This window comes from Streptomyces sp. NPDC034049 (assembly GCF_055575575.1).
The window spans coordinates 182897-200301 of record NZ_JBVISJ010000017.1 but is presented as its reverse complement, the minus strand read 5'-3'; the positions used below and the strand labels follow the sequence as shown (position 1 = coordinate 200301).

The 17405-nt window shown below is 74.1% G+C and carries 15 protein-coding genes and 1 pseudogene; 5 read left to right on the top strand and 11 right to left on the bottom strand.

The window, feature by feature from the left end; all coding sequences use genetic code 11:
- From ACZ52C_RS35890 to ACZ52C_RS35880, 3 genes and pseudogenes are all read left to right on the top strand, one after another.
- Positions 1-101, top strand: a pseudogene (locus ACZ52C_RS35890) (rodlin); the annotation flags it as partial.
- Positions 102-349: 248 nt separating this feature from the next.
- The gene (locus tag ACZ52C_RS35885; protein WP_045557617.1) at positions 350-607 is read left to right on the top strand and encodes a chaplin; all 258 of its coding nucleotides are present in this window, start codon (positions 350-352) and stop codon (positions 605-607) included.
- Between the two features lie 110 nt (positions 608-717).
- On the top strand, positions 718-1755 hold the full coding sequence (locus tag ACZ52C_RS35880; RefSeq protein WP_469078715.1) for a chaplin: 1038 nt from the start codon (positions 718-720) through the stop codon (positions 1753-1755).
- Between the two features lie 55 nt (positions 1756-1810).
- Here ACZ52C_RS35880 and ACZ52C_RS35875 read toward each other — a convergent pair whose 3' ends face one another.
- Positions 1811-3070, bottom strand: coding sequence for an NAD(P)-binding domain-containing protein (locus ACZ52C_RS35875; RefSeq protein WP_469078714.1), 1260 nt, complete (start codon positions 3068-3070; stop codon positions 1811-1813).
- Complete coding sequence (locus ACZ52C_RS35870; protein ID WP_469078713.1) at positions 3070-4353, bottom strand: carboxylate--amine ligase; 1284 nt, start codon at positions 4351-4353, stop codon at positions 3070-3072. Before ACZ52C_RS35870 ends, ACZ52C_RS35875 begins: the two co-directional genes overlap by 1 nt.
- A gap of 173 nt (positions 4354-4526) precedes the next feature.
- On the opposite strand from ACZ52C_RS35870, the gene ACZ52C_RS35865 reads away from it, so the two are divergent.
- The gene (locus tag ACZ52C_RS35865; protein ID WP_469078712.1) at positions 4527-5909 is read left to right on the top strand and encodes a glycoside hydrolase family 26 protein; all 1383 of its coding nucleotides are present in this window, start codon (positions 4527-4529) and stop codon (positions 5907-5909) included.
- Positions 5910-5931: 22 nt separating this feature from the next.
- On the opposite strand, the gene ACZ52C_RS35860 is transcribed toward ACZ52C_RS35865, so the two are convergent.
- The 9 genes from ACZ52C_RS35860 to ACZ52C_RS35820 form a co-directional block, all read right to left on the bottom strand.
- Positions 5932-7131, bottom strand: a complete 1200-nt coding sequence (locus tag ACZ52C_RS35860; protein WP_469078711.1) for a GNAT family N-acetyltransferase — start codon at positions 7129-7131, stop codon at positions 5932-5934.
- Entirely contained in the window at positions 7128-7796 is a 669-nt protein-coding gene (locus ACZ52C_RS35855) for a YveK family protein (RefSeq protein ID WP_469078710.1), read from the bottom strand. Before ACZ52C_RS35855 ends, ACZ52C_RS35860 begins: the two co-directional genes overlap by 4 nt.
- Positions 7793-8941, bottom strand: a complete 1149-nt coding sequence (locus ACZ52C_RS35850) for a glycosyltransferase (protein ID WP_469078709.1) — start codon at positions 8939-8941, stop codon at positions 7793-7795. The genes ACZ52C_RS35855 and ACZ52C_RS35850 overlap by 4 nt, the downstream gene beginning before the upstream one ends.
- Before the next feature lie 7 nt (positions 8942-8948).
- A complete protein-coding gene (locus ACZ52C_RS35845) occupies positions 8949-9641 on the bottom strand; it encodes a polysaccharide deacetylase family protein (RefSeq protein WP_469078722.1) in 693 nt (230 codons plus the stop codon).
- A gap of 106 nt (positions 9642-9747) precedes the next feature.
- The gene (gene murJ, locus ACZ52C_RS35840; protein WP_469078708.1) at positions 9748-11604 is read right to left on the bottom strand and encodes a murein biosynthesis integral membrane protein MurJ; all 1857 of its coding nucleotides are present in this window, start codon (positions 11602-11604) and stop codon (positions 9748-9750) included.
- Positions 11601-12965, bottom strand: a complete 1365-nt coding sequence (locus ACZ52C_RS35835; protein ID WP_469078721.1) for an O-antigen ligase family protein — start codon at positions 12963-12965, stop codon at positions 11601-11603. Before ACZ52C_RS35835 ends, murJ begins: the two co-directional genes overlap by 4 nt.
- Before the next feature lie 11 nt (positions 12966-12976).
- Positions 12977-14431, bottom strand: a complete 1455-nt coding sequence (locus ACZ52C_RS35830; RefSeq protein WP_469078707.1) for an exopolysaccharide biosynthesis polyprenyl glycosylphosphotransferase — start codon at positions 14429-14431, stop codon at positions 12977-12979.
- Positions 14428-15600 (bottom strand): glycosyltransferase, encoded by a 1173-nt coding sequence (locus tag ACZ52C_RS35825; RefSeq protein WP_469078706.1) that lies wholly within the window; start codon positions 15598-15600, stop codon positions 14428-14430. The genes ACZ52C_RS35830 and ACZ52C_RS35825 overlap by 4 nt, the downstream gene beginning before the upstream one ends.
- Positions 15601-15639: 39 nt before the next feature.
- A complete protein-coding gene (locus ACZ52C_RS35820; RefSeq protein WP_469078705.1) occupies positions 15640-16773 on the bottom strand; it encodes a DUF3344 domain-containing protein in 1134 nt (377 codons plus the stop codon).
- 299 nt (positions 16774-17072) lie between these two features.
- On the opposite strand from ACZ52C_RS35820, the gene ACZ52C_RS35815 reads away from it, so the two are divergent.
- A complete protein-coding gene (locus tag ACZ52C_RS35815) occupies positions 17073-17312 on the top strand; it encodes a chaplin (protein WP_319099416.1) in 240 nt (79 codons plus the stop codon).
- The last annotated feature ends 93 nt before the right edge of the window (positions 17313-17405 follow it).

Below are 17405 nucleotides of genomic sequence, written 5' to 3'. Positions count from 1 at the left end.
CCGAGAACTCCACCCAGGCCAAGGGTGACGAGCCCCTGTCGCACATCCTGTCCGACATCCCGATCCTCTCGGACAACGGCAACGGCGGCGGCAAGAACTGATCGGAAGATCGTCACACGACTCGGGTCGCGCGTGGTGCGTTCGGCCCGAGTCGTTCGCCTGCCCCCAGGCGCGGTATTCGGGTGGCATCGATACGCCTTTCCGATGATCTCCCGGGGCGATTGGGTGAATTGCCCTACGCTCCGCGTTCGGAAGTTTCTTCCGCTGTCTATTCCTCGTTTCACAGGCTGCAGGTCATGATGCGAGCCGTCCATGCTGTGCTCGCTCGGTTTCGGCCGTCAATCAAGGCATGACCGCAGAGAAGGGAAATGACGTGAAGCTCAAGAAGAGCGCTGCCGTCGTCGCCGGCGCGATCATGGCCGTGAGCATGGCCACCCCGGCCTTCGCGGACGCCGAGGCCAAGGGTGCCGCCATCGGGTCCCCGGGCGTCCTCTCGGGGAACGTGGTGCAGGTTCCGATCCACATCCCCGTCAACGTGTGCGGTAACACCATCAACGTCATCGGTCTGCTCAACCCGGCAGCCGGCAACGTGTGCGTCAACGACTGACGTCGTAACGCCTCGCACCAGCCGCTCGGCTGTGCCTCAGCCGGTCTTGGAGTGTCCTCAACGGCTCCAAGGCCGGCTTTCCCCACTTCTGCAAGCAGGAAGAACACGAGATGCGACAGACCCTGCGCAAGAGAATGGTCGTGGCCGCCGCGACGACAGGCCTGCTGTCCCTCTACGGCACGCCGGTCCTCGCGGACACGGGCGCGCACGGGGCCGCCGCGAACTCGCCCGGCGTAGCCTCGGGCAACGCGGTCGAGGTGCCGGTCACCGTCCCGGTGAACATCTGCGGCAACACGGTCGATCCCGCCGCCGTCGGCAACCCGTCCGTCGACAACGCGTGCGGCACCACCGGCGACCACGCCCCGGAGAGCGCCAAGAGCACCAAGAAGAGCGCCGAGAGCGCCCCGGAGCGGCACGCCGCGCCGGTCGCGGAGCCCGCGTACACCCCGGCGCCCACGTCCCGTCCCGAGGAGTCGGTCTCCTCGGCGCCGGAACCCGAGGACTCCTGGGCGCCGCCGTCGTACGAGGAGTACACGGAGCCCGACGCGTGGCAGGGGCCCGCCGACCACGGGACGTACGACGAGCCCGGGACGCACGACGACAGCTCGGCGTACGAGGAGTTCACCCAGGACTGGGACGACGGCGGCTACGGGCACGACGACGAGTCCTCCGGCGGCTACGGCGACCAGCCGGACGACGAGGAGACCGAGGGCGGTTACGGCGACCACCCGCCGACGCACCCGCCCACCAAGCCCCCGCACCCGACCAAGCCGCCGACGAACCCGCCGACGAAGCCTCGGCACCCCACGAAGCCGCCGACCACGCCGCCGACGAAGCCGCCGCACTCGACGCATCCGCCGACGAAGCCCCCGCACTCCACCAAGCCCCCCACGCAGTCGCCGCACCCGACGAAGCCGCCGACGAATCCCCCCACCAAGCCCCCGCACCCGACGAAGCCGCCGACGATGCCGCCGCACTCCACGCACCCGCCCACGCACCCGCCGACGATGCCGCCCACCAAGCCGCCCCAGCTCCCCGAGACCGGCAGCGACCGCGAGGCGCTGCTCGCCGCCGGGGTCGCCAGCTTCGCGCTGATCGCGGGCGGGGCCATCGTCTACCGGCGGGGCCGGGCCGCTTCCGGCCGATGACCGTACGGTGAGCGCGCCGGGTGCCGGGAGGCGCGCCGCCCGGCACCCGAACCCGTCAGGACCCGGCGGTGGAGGCCAGGTCGGCCCGCGCCCCCGGCACGGGGATCCGGCCCCCGGGCGCCCCTGACCGCAACCGCCGGCGTACCCCTCGTACGAGGGTGGGAGCCGTGAACGACGCGCCGTGCACGAAGCGCATCGCGGGGCCGAAGCCGGCGGCGGTGGTCAGGCCCGCCAGGAACAGGCCGGGGACCGAGGACTCGAAGTCCCGCCCGACCGCGGGCGAGCCGTCCGGCAGGGGCGCGAGGTCCGCCCGCACCTCCGGCGCCAGCAGGTCGAGCCGGTCGCAGCGGGCCCGGAAACCCGTGGCCGCGATGACGTGCTGGGTGTCCAGCGAGGTCAGCTCACCGTCCCGGCCCACCGTCTCCAGGCGTACGGCGCCGCCCGTCTCGTACGCCACCGCGACCTCCTGGCCGAGCCGTACCTCGACGGTGCGCTCGACGCGGTCGCGCACCCACCAGGCACCCGCCGGTCCCAGCGCCTCGGCGGCGACCCGGACACGGCGCGCCTCCGGCAGCCTGCGGTACCAGCCGGGCCGCTCGGCGTAGAACCAGTTGCGCCAGCCGCAGCCCAGGCCGCTGTGCGGGGAGCGGAGCGAGTGCCGCAGAGGGCGTACCAGCGGGGGCGGCACGTCGTTCCACCGGAGCAGGGGGGAGCGGGCCAGGACCCGCGCCCGGGTGCCCTGTTCGGCGAGGAGTGCGGCCGTCTCCAGGGCCGCCTGACCACCGCCGATCACCGTGACGTCCATGCCCCGGAACCGGCCGAGGTCGCGGTGGTGGCTGCTGTGGGAGACCAGGTCGCCCGACAACTCACGCAGCACCGGCGGGACTTCGACGAAGGGGATCACGCCGACGGCGAGAACCACCGTGCGGGCGCGTACCACCTCGCCGTCGGCGAGGACCGCCTCGAAGCCGCCGCAGCGGCGCCGAAGGAGCGTCACCGTCCGCTCGTCGACGGGCGGAAGGGCGTTCCGGGCGAACCACAGGCCGTACGAGGCGAAGGTGCCGACCGGGATCGGCAGACCGTGGCGGGCGTCGACGCCCCGCTGCGCGCAGTACACGTCCAGGCGCCAACGCCCCTCGGGATCGGAGAGGTTGGAGGCCCAGGGCTCGGACTTGAGGAACATGCCGGGCGGCATGTGGTCGCGCCAGGACGCCATGGGACGGCCGAGGACGCGCAGGCTCAGCCCGGCGGCCGCGGCGTGGGACGCGATGGACAGGCCGTACGGGCCGGCGCCCACCACCAGCAGGTCGTACATCAGGCGCTGCTCGCTTTCCGGTCGGGGACGTGGTGGTCGAGGACGTGGTGGTCGGGGGTGGGCTCGGTCGGGACGGGAGGGGGCGTGCGGGGCGCCAGCAGTCGGCCGAGCGCGTGGCGGGGCCACAGGGACCACAGTGCGAGGCCGGGGGCGCGGTCGTCCCGCGCGTACCAGGCCAGCTCACGCGCGCCCGGCCGGGGCGGCGGACAGCGGAGCGGATGGGGGCGCAGCGCGGTCAGCGGCGCGTAGTTCTCCACGACGAAGGTCCGGCCCGGCACCGGCGCCCCGTCCGGCACCCGACGGCCGGTCAGGTCCAGGTGCAGGGCGCGTACGACGTCGACGCCGGCGCTGTCGGTGAAGAGCCGGAACTGGGCGCCGGGACGAGGGTTGAAGTCGAGCAGGTGGTAGACGTCGGTCCGGCCCTCACGGCGGAAGTCGAGGTCGAAGACGCCCCGGTAGCCGAGCGCGCCGGTCAACCGCTCGGCCAGGGCCTGGACCCGCGGGTTCGGCGTCCAGCGGCCGACGGTGGTCAGGCCCGCGCCGGGCGGCCAGGCGCTCAGCTTCCGGCCGGGCCCGCCGCAGCGCACGACTCCGGCGCTGTCCACGTAGCCGTGGAAGAACCAGTCGCGGTCCAGGCCCGGCGGCAGGAAGGCCTGCAGCAGCAGCCGGCTGCCCGCCTGCTCCGAACGCCGGTACAGGGCGGCCGCCTCCCCGGCGGAGCGCACCACCACCGTGCTGCGCAGTCCCACGCCGGCGGGCAGCAGCCACGGGCGGCTCCACTTGGCCACCACCGGCAGGCCCAGCTCGCGGGCGGCGGCCTCCGCCTCCGCCGCGCTGTCGGGGACCGCGGTCGCGGGGTGCGGGAGGCCCAGGCGCCCGCACAGCGCGGCGAGTTCGGCCTTGTCCGCCACCTGCTCGGCGAGGTCGGGCGGCTGGTCCGGCAACAGGAAACGGTCCGTCAGGTCCGCGCGCAGCCGGGCGACGGCCACCGCGCTCGCGTCGTCCAGGGCGATCAGGACGGCCGGACGGCCGACCCGGTCCGCCACCCGGCGCAGGACGTCCGCGAACTCGTCGAGTCGGGCCCCCGGGCGGGGCGGGGCGTGGGTGGCGCGGAGGAACCGCGAGCTGCGCACCGGGCTCGCCGCGCAGTCGGCGACCAGATGCACCTCCACCCCGGCCCGGCCCAAGGAGCGTACGGCGCCCAGGGTTCCGTGGTGGAAGGGATTACGGTCCGTCCGCAGCAGTACGGCCGGAACGCGGGTGTCGAGCGGCGGCACATTCATTTCGTCGGGGTCCTCGCACATTTCTTTGACGTCGGGTCACCCGTGCGGGCGATTCGGGCACCCGAAGGCCGGAGCCCCAGTTGGCGGAATTCATATTCGTATGACTGATTGTCAGTAGGTGGAAATCGGCGGCGGAAAGCAGTGAAGTGAAGAAAGCGGAGAGGGGAGCGGACATGGCTCCACAACAGCGGCGGCACCGGCACAGGAGGCCCCGCGGCAGACGGCTGGCGCTCGTCGCGGCCGGCGTGGTCGCGTCGTTCGCCCTCGTGTCCGTCCCGGTGTACGCCGGAGGCGCGCGGACAGTGGGCCGGGCGACCGACCCACCGACACCGGCGGCCGCGGCCACCCCCACGGCCGCGGCCACTTCGCCGGTCTCGGCCGCCCCGACGGTCCCGGCCGCACCGACGACGCCCCTCGTCCCGGGCGCGTCCGTCGCGCCGCAGGGCGTCTCGCCCCTGCCGGCCACTCCCTCCGAGACCCCGAAGGCTCCCGAGGAACTGCCGGCCATCGGCGCCTATCTGCACTACGGCCCCCGCGGCGTCGCCCGGATCGCCGAGCTGAGCGACTGGCTGGGCGGCTCCGACCTGCGGGTGGCGCACACCTATCTGCCGGGCGACCGCTGGTCCAACATCGAGGGACTGCCCGGCTTCCTGGACTCCTGGGCGGAGTGGCGGCGCGACGAGGACGACCGGATGTTCGTCCTCAACGTGCCCATGATGGAGCGCAACGAGGAGGGCGTCTCCGACTGGGAGGTCCGCGCGCTGCTGCGCCGCGCCGCCGCCGGGCGGTTCGACCACCACTACCGCCGGCTCGCGGAGCGACTGGTCGAGCTGAAGATCCCGGACACGGTGATCGTGCTCGGCTGGGAGATGAACGGCATCACGTACACCCATCGCTGCGGGCCCGACCCGGAGAGCTGGAAGAAGTACTGGAACAGGATCGTCACCACGATGCGCGCGGTGCCGGGCCAGAAGTTCAAGTTCGACTGGACCCCGAACCGCGGCCGGGACGCCGTTCCCTGGACGCAGTGCTATCCGGGGGACGACACGGTCGACATCATCGGCATGGACTCCTACGACCAGCCGCGCGGAATCACCTTCGACGAGCAGGTGAAGGAACCGTACGGTCTGCAGGCACACGTCGATTTCGCGAAGGCGCACAAGAAGCCCATCTCCTATGCGGAATGGGGACTCTTCCGCAACGGCGACAACCCGGAGTACATGCGGCGCATGCTCGCCTGGATGGACGAGCACAAGCCGCTCTACAACACGCTCACGGACTACTGCCCGCACGGTGTCTGGCAGTGCGCGGCCAACCCGAAGGCGGCCGCGGTGTACCGGTCGATGCTCTTCGGCCGTGACACGGACGCGTCCGCCACCCCGAAGCCGACGCCCACACCCACACCCACCCCGACGCCGACCCCCACGCCGAAGCCGGCGCCCACCACGCCCGTACGCCCGCCGAACTGCTCGCCGCTGGAACTGGGCGACTGGGTGGAGTACTGGCTCGGCGGGAAGCTCTGCATCCGCACGGACTGGTGGGCGCGCTACCGGTGATCCGCCGACGGCGGCGGGCCGCTCATCGCCCGCCGCCGTCACCGCGGTCCTTCTTCGCGCGCTCCGGCTTCGGGCTCCCCGGCTTCGGGCTCTCCGAGTTCTTCGCGTCCTTGCGCGCGCGCCAGCGGCGGACCAGCTCCTTGCCCTGGCCGCGGGCCGCCGCGTCGCACGCCGCCGCCGACAGCAGCGGTGCGGTGCGGCGGCGGGCGAGCAGCAGCCGCTGGTTGACGACGGTGTCCGGGCGCCAGCGCAGTTTGTACGGCTCGGCGCCCCGCAGCAGGCTCAGCACCTGCTGGGCGCCGGAGCCGACCTGCCGGGCACAGGCGTCGAGCAGCATGGTGGCGACATCCGCCTTGCGTTCGCGCAGCCGGGGGTGGGCGCCGTAGAGGTAGCCGCCCGCCAGCCGGCGCGACAGCAGGGTGACGTCGACGGCCAGGACGTCGCCGCCCAGCCGGAACTCGGTCACCACGGCGTCCCCCGAGCGCACCATCGGCTCGACCGAGCGGACCAGATGCTCGGAGAAACGGGGCCGCATGTGCTCGGTCGTCACCTTGCGGTCCTGCCACTGGAGCCGGTGCAGGTCCAGCATCGTCCGCAGCGCCGTGTCCACCTCGTCGGCGCGCACGGCACGCGGCTCGATACCGAGGTCGCCGAGCTTGCGGAGCTTGGCGCGCACCCGCTGGGCCCGTGAGTTCGGCAGCCGCTTGAGCAGCTCGTCCATGGGCTGGGCGGGCAGCTCCAGACAGACCGAGTCGGCCACCTTGCGGCGCGGACCCCGCCAGCGGTCGTAGATCCGTTCGACGGCGGCGCCCGGCCGTACCTCGCGGAAGTCGATCAGCGCCGTCCGGGCGACCACCGACAGCCCCTCGGCGAGCGCCTCCGCCGCCTGCTCGGCGTGCTCGTCGTCGAGGAGGACGTCCGCGAAGTCCGAGATGGGGCAGCCGAGCGGGACGAGGGTGGGCAGCGGACGCCGCACGAGCATCAACGGGGCGACCGCGCGCAGCTCGTCCCCGTCGCGGACCAGGACCAGACGGAGTCTGCCGGGGGTGCCGTACGACAGCCACCAGGAGTGCAGCCAGGCGTGGTTCTGGAACGGGGTGGCCGCGCCGCAGCGCCGGTACAGCCGGCCCCAGGCCTCGCTCAGGTCGCCGAACTCGCCCTCGTCGGTGCAGAGTTCGGCGCGCAGGGTGGTGCTCGCCCTCGTGTGCAGGGTGCTGGTCACAGCTGGCCGTGGGTGTCGGCGGCGAGAGCGGGACCCGGTACGGAGGCGGCGGGCGGTGTCCGTGGGGTGCGCCGGGGCCGGACCAGCAGGGCGAGCCCGCCGAGCAGCCCGCCGGCGGCGGCGCCCACCAGGCCGGTCACCGTCGACGACGCCGAGGACGGCTCGGTCGGTTTGGCCGCGCGGGCGAACTCCTGCAGTTCGACGCGCGTCGACCGCTCGGAGTCGTTGGCGTGCCGGGTCAGGGCCCGTGAGACGGCGTTGGCCATGTCGACGGCGAGGTCCGGGCGCGCGGAGGTGGCCGACACGGCGACCATCGGCGCGTCCGGCGACGTCGCCGTCCGCACGTTCCTCCGCAGCGTCTCGATCGGCACCCCCGCCCACACCTGGGCGTCCCCGAGCACCGCGACCTGGGTCGCGACCCGCCCGTACGCCTGGGCGAAACCGAGCGCCGACTGGGGGTCCGAACCCTCGCCGGGCACGGCGACGACATAGCTCGTGGCGGTGTACACGGGCGCCTTCACCACGCCGTACGCGCCCCCCGCCAGCCCTCCGAGCAGTGCGCCGGCGGCGAGTAGGGACCACGGGGGCAGGGACCGGGCACGGGGGAGGGGAGCCGACCCGCGGGTCGGGCTGTCGGTCGGGTGTTCGGGCGTACGGTCGGTCATACGGAACTCACTCCCAGGGGCGGGGTCGGCGAGGGCGTGCTGGAGACGGCGGCCGCGTACACGTCCATGAGCTGGGCGGCGCTGCGGGTGATGCAGTAGTGCTGGGCGGCGGCGGGGACCGCGCGGGAGCGCGCGCCCTCCGCGCGGACATCCAGCAGGGCGCGTACGAACGACTCCGCGCCCCCCTGGACGCGTCGGGCGCCCGCGGTCGATTCCGGGGGCAGGTCCTCGATCGCCGGGCAGGAGACATAGAGCACGGGCAGCCCGGACGCCATCGCCTCCACCACCGCGAGCCCGAAGGCCTCCTCGGCGCTGGGCGAGGCGAGCACGTCCATGGCGTTCATCAGGGAGGGCAGATCGGTGCCGGGGGCCCCCGCGGCCGGGCGCTCCCCGGTGAGCAGCACCCGGTCGGCGACCCCGGCGCGCTGCGCGGCCCGCCGCAGCACGCTCTCCTCGGCACCGCCGCCGACCACCAACAGCCAGCAGTCGTCCGGGAGCTGGGCCAGGGCGCGGATCAGCACGTCGAACCGCTTGCTCGCCGCGAGCCGGCCGACGCCCCCGACGACGTACGCGTCCTCCGGCAGCCCGAGCCGCCGCCGGGTCAGCTCGCGCAGGTCCGCGTCGAAGCGGAAGCCCGCGAGGTCGATGCCGTTGGGCACGACCTCGATCCGCGGGGCCGGCACCCCCCAGCGCTTCAGCCGGTCGGCGACGGTCGGCGACACGGCGACCGTGGACCGGCCGAGCCGCTCGCTGGCGAGGTAGAGGGCGCGCACGCCGGCGGAGAGCCGTCTGCCCTCCATCTGCGAGTCGCCGAGCGAGTGCTCGGTGGCGACGACCGCGCGGACCCCCGCCAGCCGGGCGGCGATCCGGCCGTAGACGCAGGCCCGGTAGAGATGGGTGTGCACGAGGTCGTAGCCGCCCCCGCGGATCACCCGCACCAGCCGGGGGAGCGCGGCGAGATCGCGGTTGCCGGCCATGCCGAGATGGGTGACCCGGACGCCGTCGGCGGTCAGACCGTCGGCGACCGGGCCCGGATTGGTCAGCGTCACCACGTCGCAGTCGACCGGCAGATGCCGCAGCAGCAGCCGCAGTTGCTGCTCCGCGCCGCCGACGCCCAGACCGGTGATGATGTGCAGCGCCTTCACGTCGGCCTCAGACCCCCTCGACGGGACGCCGGCGCAGCCGGTGCAGCTTCCGCTTCAGCAGCAGCCGCAGGGCCGTGTCCTCCTCGCCGATGTGCACGCGCGGCAGCGCGTACGGGCCGTTCAGCGGGCCGGGGTCGATGGCGCAGGCGTAGGCGTACCCGGCGTCCCGCACGGCGTCGGCGGCGCGCTGGTCGAGGGTGCCGTACGGATAGCAGAAGCCCTGGACCGGGGCACCGAGCAGCTCCCCGAGCCGCGTCCTGCTGTCGGCGGTCTCGGCGCGCAGGGTCTCGTCGTCCGCCTGGGTGAGGTCGATGTGGGTCAGGCCGTGCGAGCCGATCTCGATGCCCCCGGCCCCGGCGGCCTTCCGGATGCCCCGCTCGTCGAGGAGCGGCTTGCGCGGGCCCAGCGGATCCCAGGCGTTCTCGCCGCCGAGCCGTCCCGGCAGCACGAAGAGCGTGGCCCCGCAGCCGTGCGCCCGCAGGCGCGGCAGCGCGTGCTCGACGAAGTCGGCGTACCCGTCGTCGAAGGTCAGTCCCACCAGGTCCCGGCCCTCGCCCCGGGCGCGGGCGGCGAGCAGCTCGGCCATGCCGACCCCGCGCAGCCCCCGCCGCCGCAGCCAGTCGAGCTGCGCGTCGAGACGGTCGGGCGAGACCGTGACGCGGTACGGGTCGTCGGAGCAGTCGCCCACCGAGTGGTACATGGCCACCCAGAGAGGCGCGGCGGCGGACCCCGCCGGTCCCGGGCCGACGGGGACCGGCGTGCGCCGGGCCGGGGTGGGCGGGCGTTCGGCCGGGGTGGGCGGGCGGTCAGCGGATACGGACATCGGCGAGCCTTCGTGTGACGGAACGGAGTGCGGGCGTGACGCCGGAGGCGTCCATGGCCCAGGCCAGCAGGACGAAGACGAAGGCGACGACCGCGCCGCCGACGGCGAGACCGAGGACGGCCGAGTCGATCCGGTCGGCGCAGTACATCCCCACCACGCCCGCGGCCACGGCCGCCCGCACGGGCCGGCTCATCTCGGTCACCACCTGCCGGGTGCGGATCGGCACCGCCCGGCCGCCCATGCCGTGCAGCAGGAGCAGGGCGGTCAGGGTGATGCCGACGGCGTTGGCGGCGGCGATGCCGAGGACGCCCCAGGAGCCGACGGTGGCCGCGCCGATCCACGAGGTCGCGACGATCCCGGTGGCCATGGCGAGCAGCGGGTACCAGGTGGGCCGGCCGGCCGAGAAGTAGGAGCGGACCAGCGCGCTCACCAGGGCGTGGCCGAGCAGCCCGAGGGCGTAGACCCGCATCACGGCGGCGGTGGCGGCCGTGTCCCGCGCGGTGAACGCACCGCGCTGGAAGAGCAGTTCGATGATCTGCGGGCCGCACGCGAAGATCGCCGCCGCGCCGAGCAGCACGATGCACGACACCAGCGCGAGATCCTTCTCCACCCGGTTGCGGGCCCGCTCGGTGTCGCCCTCCGCCATCGCCTGCGCCACCACCGGGAGGGTGACGGTGCACAGCATCAGCGAGAACGTCATCGGGATCTGGGCCACCTTCTGCGCGTAGTTGAGGTGCGAGATGGCCCCGGCGGGCAGCGTCGAGCCGAGGAAACGCTCGATGAGGACCTGGGACTGACGGCAGAGCGCGAAGAGCAGGACGGTGCTGATGAGGGCGAACTCGACGGGGCGGGTGGGGTCGGACGGCCGGGTGAGGGGGGTCTGGGGTGCCTGGGACGGCTCGGCCGCCACCACGGGTGCCTCGTGCGGTTCGAGTGTCCGGCCCCTGCGGCGCAGCGCGCGCAGCAGTGAGGGCAGCTGGGTCAGGATCATCAGCACGCCGCCCACCGCGACGCCCAGCGCCGCCGCCCGCACGCCCCAGCGTCCGCCGAGCACGAACATCGCCGTGATGATCCCGACGTTGTAGGCCACGTAGATCGCTGCGGGGGCCACGAACCGGCGGTGCGCGCGCAGGGCCGCGCTGCAGTAGCCGGCGAGGCCGAAGGAGAGGGCGCAGGTGCCGGTCAACCGGGTGCAGTCGACGGCCAGCTCGGGGTGGGGCAGACCGGGGGCCAGTGCCTCGACGAGGTAGGGCGCGCCGACGATCACCAGCATGGCCGCGGTGACGAACGCCAGCGTCAGCCGGGGCAGCGTCGAGGCGAGAAGGGCGCGGACCGGGTCGCCCACGCCGCCCCGGGCGCGGCGGGCCACGGCCACGCTGAACGCCGGCACCAGCACGAACGCCATGCCGTCCTCGATCAACAGCGTCGCCGCGAACTCCGGCACCGTCCAGGCCACCAGGAAGGCGTCCGTCTCGCTGCCGGCCCCGAACAGATACGACAGCGCCTGGTCGCGGCCGAGTCCCAGCAGGGCCGCCGCCGCCGTGAGCGCCGCCGTGACGAGTGTGGCCTTGGCGAGAAACCGCCCGCTGGGCGGCGCGACCTCGGAGAGATCGGCCTCGCGTGCACCGGGCACGGAGGGGATGGCGACGGGGACGGCGGGCACGGAGGGGGAGGACGCGGGGACAGCGGACGCGGAGGGGGCGGAGCCTGCCGTCGTCAGGTCGGCGATGTCGGGGCCCGCGGGCGTCCCGGGCGTCCCGGCCGTCCCGGGCGTCGGTCGCGTCGGCCGCGGTGGCGGCGGTGGTGTCCCGTGCGGGGCCGGAGGAGGGGTCGTCGTCATCGTGCCCCGGCCTCCTCGGGCACGCGGGCCGGGGCGGTCCGGGCCGGCGCGTCCCCCGTGGCGGTCCGGTCGGCCAGCGCCCACCAGCCCACCAGCCCGAAGCACACGGCCGTCAGCACGGTCGTCGGCCCGCCGATGTCCGCGTAAGCGAAGTCCACCAGCACCCAGGCGACCAGCCCGCACGCCACGAGCCCGCAGTCGATCCCCCCGGTCCCGCTCCCGCGCTCCCCGGAGTCCCGCCCGGCCACACCGGTCCTCCGGCGGGCCCGGACCAGGCCCCGCACGCCGCACACCCCGAGGGCCAGCCAGCTGCCGCCGAGTGTGAGGAGCCCGATCAGGCCCTGCTCGCTCAGGACCAGGAGGTACATGTTGTGCGGGGAGAGCAGCGGCTGCTTCTGGTAGGCCGTGCCGGCGCCCGCGATGTCGCTGCCGGAGGAGAGCGCCAGCGAGGCGTTGCTGTCGCGGTGCTCGGGGAAGCCCTTCAACCCGACGCCGGTCAGCGGCTGGTCGCGCCACATGCCGACGGCCGCGGCCCACATGGTGTACCGGTCGGTGACGGACTGGTCCGGCGCGTCGGCGACCCGGGTGATGCTGCTGATCCGCTCCTGGAGCATCGTGGACCCGATGCCGAGCCCGCCGACGAGGACCACACCCACGGCGGCCACGGCCGCGAAGACCGTCACCGCCCGCCGCAGCCCGGCCAGCACCACCTGGAGCCCGCACGCCACCGCCGTGGCGATCCACGCGCCCCGGCTGAACGACACCGCGAGCGGCAGCACCAGCAGCGCCGAGCAGACCAGCGCCCAGGCCCGCTGCTTCGCCGTCGCGGGCGCCAGCGCGAGACCCACCGCGCTCACCAGCCCGAACGACACCACGGTCGCCATCCCCATGACGTCGCCGGCCCCGAAGGTCCCGACGGCCCGGATGTCCTCACCGGCGTAACTGGCCCCGGTCCCGGTGGCGTACTGGTGCGCCCCGACGGCGCCCTGCCACAGCGCGAGCCCCACGAACGACCAGGCCACCACCCGGAAGTCGGACCGGTTCCGGACACAGAGCAGGACCGCCATCGGCACCAGCACGAACACCTGGAGGTACCGGCCGAACCCGGCGACGCCGGCCCCCGGGTCGCCGGCCCCGGCCGCGGCCAGCGCGAGCCCGATCACCGGCAGCCCGAGGACCACCGCCGCCGCAGGGGTCAGGGGCCGCCGCCGGTCCCGCAGCAGCCGTACGGCGCACCACAGCACCAGGAGGCCGGAGACGGCGTCGGCCGGGGTCGCGCCGCCCTCGGCGCCCGGTGTGATCGGCAGCGCGAGCGCGGCGACCACGGCGACCACGGGCAGGACGGGCGCCGCAGCGCGCACAGACGTCACGGTCAGCTCCCCGTCGGACGGACGAGCGCGGCGGCCGTGCGGACCAGGATGCAGAAGTCCTGCCACAGCGACCAGTTGTCGATGTACGTGTTGTCGAAGCGGGCCCGGTCCTCGATGGAGGTGTCCCCGCGCAGACCGGTGACCTGGGCCAGCCCGGTGATGCCGGTCCGCATCCGGTGCCGGGCCGCGTAGCCCGGGTAGGTCTGCCCGAACTTGGCCACGAAGTAGGGCCGTTCTGGGCGCGGGCCGACCAGGCTCATGTCGCCGCGCAGCACGTTCCACAGCTGGAGCAGCTCGTCCAGCGAGGTGCGCCGCAGGAAGCGGCAGAACCAGCCCATCTCCTGCTCGTTCGCCACGCTCCACCGGGTCGCCGCCTCGTGCGCGTCGACCGGCCGGTGGGTGCGGAACTTCAGCAGCGTGAACGGCAGCCCGTCCCGCCCGATCCGCTCCTGCCGGAACACCACACCGGGTCCGTCGCTCAGCCGCAGCACCACCGCGCACACCAGCAGCAGCGGACTCACCAGCAGCAACAGCGCCCCGGACACGACGACGTCCACCAGCCGCTTGCCGACGGACTCATGGCTGCGCGTCAGTTCGAGCCGACGGCAGGCGAACCCGGCGAGCAACTCGGTCGAGCCGTCCCGGTCGTACGAGGGGGACTCGGCGTCCACTTCCCACAGCGCGCAGCCGCCGTCCTCCAGGGACTTCAGCAGCGGGGCGCGTTCGGTGCGCGAGCCGACGACGAGCACGGCCTGCACGCCGTTCTGGAGGGCGGCCCGCCGTACCTCCTCGGCGGTGGTCAGCACCGGCAGGCCCTCGCCCTGGCCGCCCTGGTCGGCGACGACCCCGACGGGCCGGATGCCGCACCCCGGGTAGCGCAGGAACGCGGCGGCCACGCGCTGCGCGGTCGCCACCGGACCCACCACCAGGGCCGCCCCGGGGCGCCTCAGCAGCGTCCGGCGCCGGTGCCGGTGCACCGTGCCCCGGCCGACACAGGCCGCCACCGACTGCAACGCGCAGCCGAGGGCCAGCTCATGGGCGGCGAGGGCGTGATCGGGGGAGTGCGCGGCCACACCGGCGCCGAGCACGCACCAGCCGAGCACGATCCGCCCGCACACGGCGGGCAGTTCGTCGAGCACGGCGGGCACGGCGGGCGGCCGGTAGAGGTGCGCCCGGGTGTTCAGCCACGCCACGGCCAGGGCCAGGGCGGCCGCCATCAGGGGGCGCCCCGGGGTCGTGTCGCCGGTGAGGGCCAGCACCGCGAGGAGGGCCGCGCCGCCGTCCGCGGCGAGCAGCGGCAGCCCTGAGGGAGGCCGGGCGACGGGCCGCCGGCCGGCCGGGAAGGTCAGACCGCCGACGGTCTCGCGCGGCGGGGCCACCGAGACGGACGCGCCGCCGAACTCGCGTTGCTGTCCACCGGAGGAGGGGACGGTGCTTTCCGTACGTTCCGCAGTCACGTGTGGATGGACTCCCTGCACTCGGTGGCTTCCCCGCGTCGGCCGTCCGCACCGCCGAGCAGTTCGCGGTACACGCCCGCGACGGCCTCGTTCGTGTGCCGTACGTCGTGCGTGGTCAGTACGTGTCGGCGTCCCTGGTGGCCGAGCGACTCCCGCAGCAGCGGGTCGAGCAGCAGCCGGGCGACGGCCCCGGCGAGCGCCGCGGGGTCCTCGACGGGCACCGGCTCCTGGCCGGACGGCAGGCTCTCGCGGGCCCCGTCCACCTCGGTGAGCACGACCGGCCGTCCGCACGCCATGGCCTCCAGCGGCGCCAGCGCCATGCCCTCCCACCGCGACGGCAGGACGACCAGATCGGCCGCCTGGTACCAGGGCACCGGGTTCGTCACGGCCCCGGCGAACAGCACGCCCTCGGGCGCCAGGGCCCGCAGCCGCTCGCCCTCCGGCCCGTCCCCGACCAGCACCAGACGCGCCCCCGGCACCCGCCGCAGCACCGCGTCCCAGGCCGCGAGGAGCACGTCCTGCCCCTTCTGCCGGCACAGCCGTCCCACGCACACCACCAGGGGCGCCGCCGGATCGAGCTCGGACAGCAGCGGGAGCTGGGCGCGCACGGCGTCGACGGCGGCGGGGTGGAAGCGCCCGGCGTCGACCCCGTTCGGGATCACCGTCCAGCGCGCCCGCACCCCGGCCCGCAGGCCGGTGATCCGCTCCGCCTCACTGACGCACACCACGCGCGAGGCCCAACGCGCCCCCGTTCGCTCCCATCCGAGCGCCAGCGCCGCCATCGCGCCGTCCACCGCCTCGAACGACCAGGCGTGCGGCTGGAACACGGTCGGCACGCGCCCGCGTACGGCGAGCCGGCCCGCCAGCCCTGCCTTCGCGCTGTGCGCGTGCACCAGGTCGGGCCGTACGTCGTCGAGGATCCGCCGCACCCCGCGCACCTCGGACAGGAGCGTGGGCCCCGGCGACCGGGTGGCCGCCCAGCGCCGTACGTCCGCGCCGAGCGCGCGCAGTTCCGGGGCGAGCGGACCGTCGGGGCAGGCCACCGCGACGCGCAGGCCCTCGGCGAGCTGGGCCCGCACCAGGTCCGTCACGACACGCGCCACGCCGCCGTCGACCGGCTGGGTGAGATGCAGGACCCGCGACGGAGGGTCGGATGGTGACAGTTGCATGCGGGTTCCTCGCTCAAGGGCGGCGCCGGGCGGCGCACGTCACGGCTTGGCGTCGACGGCGACGAAGAGCGCCCCGACCCAAGCCGCGTCCCGCTGCGAAACGAGCCGGAAGGCCAACTGGTCACCGCCGCGCCGGATTTCGTCGTTCAGTTCGAGAACGTCCGAGTCGTATCCCAGGGTGTTCGCGTACGCCGGCGTACGCCCCGCGAGAACCGCCCCTGGCTGGCTGATCGTCGAGTTCAACACGTCGTCACTCGGGTTGGCCGCGTCCCCGAGCGCGACGGCGGGACCCCGCCCGGTCGAAACAGCGAGCGAGTCGCCCGCACTGCCGCGATCCCCGTCGTACGCGACCAGCCCGACGGTCCCGCGCGCCCGTTCCGGCAGCGCCGCACCGCTCAGCCGGACCGCCTGCCCACCGCTCGCCAGGAGTGCGCCGAAGCCGGTCGAGAGGGTGTCGAACCCGTCCCACATCGCCAGGTGCCGCAGCGGTTCCGCCGGGTTCTCGTAGGCCACCATCAGCGTCCAGCCGCCCCACGCCCCGGCCGCCGAGCGCCCCATCGCCACATTGACCTGCGCCACCGTGTAGAGCCCCGAACCGCTCGACCGCACCAGCTCCGTGACGTCCGCCGAGGCCTGGAACGCGTCCGCGTCCCGTGTCACCCGGTGCCCCACCACCGAGTCGGCGAGCACCTCCTTGTACGCGCCACCGGGCTCCGCGATCAGCACCCGCCCGTTGTCCTTCGGCGGCTTCTGCTCACCGACCCGCAGGTTCCCGCCCCAGTACAGCCGCGCGTACGACACCCGCGCGCCCGGCGGCAGCAGGACCTCGCCCCGGCTGGAGTTGTAGGTGTTCGGGTCCCGGTCGACGTCGATGTAGAACATGTCGAAGTCGTCGTTGACGGCGGTGCGTCCTCCGCGCGCCTCGGCGCACGACGGCGTGGCCGCCGGGGGCACGGAGGTCGCCCGTGTACGGCAGGTGATGGAGGAGTTCGCCGCGCGGACGATGCCGCCGTGCTGCAGCGCCCGGTACCGCTGGGTGAGGGCCAGGCGTTCGGCCTCGGGAGAGGGCGCGGGTGGGGCGGCCGTCGCGGGAGCGCCGGGCCCGCAGAGGGCGACGAGGGTGAAGCAGCCCACCCATGCGCGGCGCAGCAGAGGACCCGGGTTAATTCGCATGACCGTCGGTGCCCTTTCGGGAGCTCGTTCGGGTGCTTGTCGGGGTAATTCCGCAGACCGTCGAGGTGTCGAATATCTGCGGATCTGATAAAGGCCGCGGCGGCCTCGGGAGGAGCGCAACTCTAGCCCGCTGTGCGTATTTATTTGCGGAACATGCCAACTGTGTCGGAACGGTGAAGCAGGCGATTCGCGAGATCACCCCTTTGGAGGCACAACCCCCGGCGCATGCCGCGCGTTGACTCCAGCGCCGGGCATCCCCGCCCGAGTGTTTTTGCATCAACTCCAAGGAGCACCTCTCCATGTCGCGTATCGCGAAGGGCCTGGCCCTGACCTCCGTTGCTGCCGCGGCCGTGGCGGGCACCGCCGGCGTCGCCACCGCCGACAGCGAGGCGAAGGGCTTCGCCGCCCACTCCCCGGGCGTGCTGTCGGGCAACGTCGTGCAGGTTCCGGTTCACGTGCCGATCAACGTGTGCGGGAACACCGTCAACATCATCGGTCTGCTGAACCCGGCGTTCGGCAACAAGTGCTTCAACGACTGACGTTCGAAAACTGACGTCCCCGGACTGACGTTCGCACGTTGACATACGAACCGGCCGTCCTCCCCACAGGGAGGGCGGCCGGTTCGTGTTGCC

Excerpts from the sequence above, each read along its gene's own strand:
- ACZ52C_RS35885 (WP_045557617.1), top strand. The coding sequence starts at position 350 with ATGACCGCAGAGAAGGGAAATGACGTGAAGCTCAAGAAGAGCGCTGCC.
- ACZ52C_RS35880 (WP_469078715.1), top strand. The coding sequence starts at position 718 with ATGCGACAGACCCTGCGCAAGAGAATGGTCGTGGCCGCCGCGACGACA.
- ACZ52C_RS35875 (WP_469078714.1), bottom strand. The coding sequence starts at position 3,070 with ATGTACGACCTGCTGGTGGTGGGCGCCGGCCCGTACGGCCTGTCCATC.
- ACZ52C_RS35870 (WP_469078713.1), bottom strand. The coding sequence starts at position 4,353 with ATGAATGTGCCGCCGCTCGACACCCGCGTTCCGGCCGTACTGCTGCGG.
- ACZ52C_RS35865 (WP_469078712.1), top strand. The coding sequence starts at position 4,527 with ATGGCTCCACAACAGCGGCGGCACCGGCACAGGAGGCCCCGCGGCAGA.
- ACZ52C_RS35855 (WP_469078710.1), bottom strand. The coding sequence starts at position 7,796 with ATGACCGACCGTACGCCCGAACACCCGACCGACAGCCCGACCCGCGGG.
- ACZ52C_RS35845 (WP_469078722.1), bottom strand. The coding sequence starts at position 9,641 with ATGTACCACTCGGTGGGCGACTGCTCCGACGACCCGTACCGCGTCACG.
- murJ (WP_469078708.1), bottom strand. The coding sequence starts at position 11,604 with ATGACGACGACCCCTCCTCCGGCCCCGCACGGGACACCACCGCCGCCA.
- ACZ52C_RS35825 (WP_469078706.1), bottom strand. The coding sequence starts at position 15,600 with ATGCAACTGTCACCATCCGACCCTCCGTCGCGGGTCCTGCATCTCACC.
- ACZ52C_RS35820 (WP_469078705.1), bottom strand. The coding sequence starts at position 16,773 with ATGCGAATTAACCCGGGTCCTCTGCTGCGCCGCGCATGGGTGGGCTGC.
- ACZ52C_RS35815 (WP_319099416.1), top strand. The coding sequence starts at position 17,073 with ATGTCGCGTATCGCGAAGGGCCTGGCCCTGACCTCCGTTGCTGCCGCG.